This is a genomic window from Brevundimonas sp. (assembly GCF_013823285.1).
Lineage (GTDB): Bacteria > Pseudomonadota > Alphaproteobacteria > Caulobacterales > Caulobacteraceae > Brevundimonas.
Genome location: NZ_PNLV01000183.1, coordinates 1 through 2,595 on the forward strand (window position 1 = coordinate 1; position 2,595 = coordinate 2,595).

Annotated in this window: 4 protein-coding genes; 2 read left to right on the top strand and 2 right to left on the bottom strand. The window is 68.5% G+C overall.

The features are described from left to right. Positions 1 to 91 precede the first annotated feature (91 nt). Positions 92 to 616, top strand: a complete 525-nt coding sequence (locus tag C0461_RS14190; protein WP_292107934.1) for a lipocalin family protein — start codon at positions 92 to 94, stop codon at positions 614 to 616. A 42-nt stretch (positions 617 to 658) separates the two neighbouring features. Continuing rightward, the gene (gene mmcB, locus C0461_RS14195) at positions 659 to 1,105 is read left to right on the top strand and encodes a DNA repair putative endonuclease MmcB (protein ID WP_292107936.1); all 447 of its coding nucleotides are present in this window, start codon (positions 659 to 661) and stop codon (positions 1,103 to 1,105) included. A gap of 2 nt (positions 1,106 to 1,107) precedes the next feature. Here mmcB and C0461_RS14200 read toward each other — a convergent pair whose 3' ends face one another. Both C0461_RS14200 and C0461_RS14205 read right to left on the bottom strand, forming a co-directional pair. Then, the gene (locus C0461_RS14200; RefSeq protein WP_292107938.1) at positions 1,108 to 1,665 is read right to left on the bottom strand and encodes an ActR/PrrA/RegA family redox response regulator transcription factor; all 558 of its coding nucleotides are present in this window, start codon (positions 1,663 to 1,665) and stop codon (positions 1,108 to 1,110) included. Positions 1,666 to 1,713: 48 nt separating this feature from the next. Continuing rightward, positions 1,714 to 2,595 (bottom strand): ActS/PrrB/RegB family redox-sensitive histidine kinase (locus C0461_RS14205; RefSeq protein WP_292107940.1); only part of this gene is annotated, 882 nt, incomplete at its 5' end.

A 2,595-nucleotide genomic window follows, 5' to 3' on the forward strand; every position in this document is an offset into this window, starting at 1 on the left:
TTGGTCCAGATACTGCGCGGCTGATCAGGGCGCGCAACCCTGTCGCTCTTTCTACCGTATCTGAGCCATCACGCCCGCACGGAGTTTGAACATGAAGAGTTCCACACGCCTCGTGATCGGCGCCTGCATGGCGGCCATGGCCCTCGCCTCCCCCCCTGCCTCGGCACAGGTCGCGGATCTGGATCTGAACAGGTTCTCTGGCCGCTGGTACGAGATCGCGCGCAATCCCAACCGGTTTCAGCGCGACTGCACCCGTCTGGCGGTCGATTTCACGGCGCGGGACTCCGACCGCTATCGGGTAGTCCATACCTGTACGCGCCGGTCGGATGGTGAGATCGAGACCCTGAACGCCAATGCCAGGGTCACGGATTCCAACGCCAGGTTCCGCATGTCTCTGGCGGGACTGCTGTCTTTCGGCGGCCTGGCCAGCCAGAGTTACTGGGTCTGGCACCGCGCGCCCGACTATAGCTGGGCGATCATGGGCCTGCCGGACAAGAGCCATTTCTGGATCTGGTCGCGGCGGGAGAACCCCTCGGCCGACGTCCGCCGCGCAGCCCTGTCCCGGGCCCGCGCCCTGGGCTTTGATACCTCCGAGGTGATCAGCACGCCAGGCTGATCAATTCTTGACGACCGGAACACATGCGGAACATATGGCGGCATGCCCGCCGCCACCGTCCATATCGAACTGGTCTTCAGCCGGCCCGAAACCACCCTGTCCGTCACCCGGGGCGCGGCGCGGCTGATGGCGGACATGGGCTATGCGCCGCTGCTTGAGGTCTGCCTGCCGAATGGCCGTCGCGCCGACGTCATGGCGCTGGGCCCGCGTGGCGAGATCGCTATCTGCGAGGTGAAATCGGGGGTGGAGGACTACCGCGTCGACCGCAAATGGCACGAGTACGCCCCGTTCTGCGACGCCTTCTACTTCGCCGTGGCGCCGGAGTTTCCCGACGGAATACTGCCTGACGAGCCGGGTCTGATCGTCGCCGACAGCTTTGGCGGGGCGGTGGTTCGCGAGGCGCCGCTGACACCTTTGGCGCCAGCGCGGCGCAAGGCCCTGACGCTGGCGTTCGCGCGGCTGGGGGCGATGAGGAGTCTGAGGGAGTAGCCCTACCGCGGCGCGCGCTTGGCCAGAATCCGCTGCAGCGTCCGGCGGTGCATGCCCAGGCGGCGGGCGGTTTCAGACACGTTGTGGTCGCACAGCTCGTAGACCCGCTGGATATGCTCCCAGCGCACCCGGTCGGCGGACATGGGGTTGTCGGGCGGCTCGGGCGCGTCGCCCTCCTCGCTCATCAGGGCCTTGACCACATCGTCGGCGTCCGCGGGCTTGGACAGATAGTCGACGGCGCCGGCCTTGACCGCCGCCACGGCGGTGGCGATGGCCCCGTAGCCGGTCAGCATGACCATGCGGGCGTCGTCGCGGCGAGCGCGTATGGCTTCGACGATCTTAAGGCCGTTGCCGTCCTCCAGCCGCATGTCCAGCACCGCGAAGGCTGGCAGGCCGGCGCGCAGGGCTTCCTGCGCCTCGGCGATGGAACTGGCGGTCGTAACCTCGAAGCCGCGCGATTCCAGCGCCCGACCCAGACGGGTCCTCAGCGCCTGGTCGTCGTCCAGCAGCAGCAGGGACTTGTCCTCAAGGGCGGCGATGCGGTCTTCCAGACTGGCCATGTTTTCAAATACTCCTGAGTCCTCAAATCGGATGCGCCACGGCCAGGGTCAAGCCGGATCGACTTCCAGCGCCGACCTGGGCCAACGCACCGTGACCCGGGCGCCGCCGGTTTCTCCGGTCGCGGCCGAGACCCGCGCCCCGGTGCGCTCCAGCAGGGTGCGGGCGATGAAGAAGCCCAGGCCCATGCCGCCGCCCACGCCCGCCCCGGCCGCCTGCTTGCCCTTACGGGCTCGGCCCAGAGGCCGGCTGGTGACATAGGGCTCGCCCAGACGGGCCAGGATTTCCGGCGAGAAGCCCGGACCGTCGTCGGAGACGATCACCTCCACGTGGCGCGCATCAACGCGGGCGACGATCTCGACCCGCTCGGCGGCGAAATCGGCGGCGTTCTCAACAATGGCCGACAGACCATGGACAATCTCGGGCAGTCGGCGGACGTGGGGGGCGTCGGTCTCATCCACCCCTTCGATGCGGCAGTCCATGTCCAGATCGATGCCCCGGTGCGGCTGAACCACCTCCTCCAGAAGGGCCTTGAGCCCCACCTCGGCATAGATGGCGTCGCCGTCCTCGGGGCGTTGCGACAGCCGCTTCAGGATTTCGCGGCAGCGATCGGCCTGCTGGATCAGCAGGCGAGCGTCCTCGGCGACGGCCGGGTCACCGGACTTGCGGTTGGCGGCGCGCAGCATCTCCTTGGCCACCACCTGGATGGTGGCCAGCGGGGTGCCCAGCTCATGGGCGGCGGCGGCGGCCAGTCCGCCCAGGGCCGCGAGCCGCTGCTCGCGCTCCAGCACCTGCTGGGTCGCCGCCAGCGCCAGGGCCAGCCGATCCGCATCCTCGGCCACACGCCAGGCGTATCCGGCGGTGAAGATCACCCCGACCCCCACGGCCAGCCCCATGCCCACCTTGTAGAGCGGTGGAAGGCTCAGCGTCGT

Excerpts from the sequence above, each read along its gene's own strand:
- C0461_RS14190 (WP_292107934.1), top strand. The coding sequence starts at position 92 with ATGAAGAGTTCCACACGCCTCGTGATCGGCGCCTGCATGGCGGCCATG.
- mmcB (WP_292107936.1), top strand. The coding sequence starts at position 659 with ATGCCCGCCGCCACCGTCCATATCGAACTGGTCTTCAGCCGGCCCGAA.
- C0461_RS14200 (WP_292107938.1), bottom strand. The coding sequence starts at position 1,665 with ATGGCCAGTCTGGAAGACCGCATCGCCGCCCTTGAGGACAAGTCCCTG.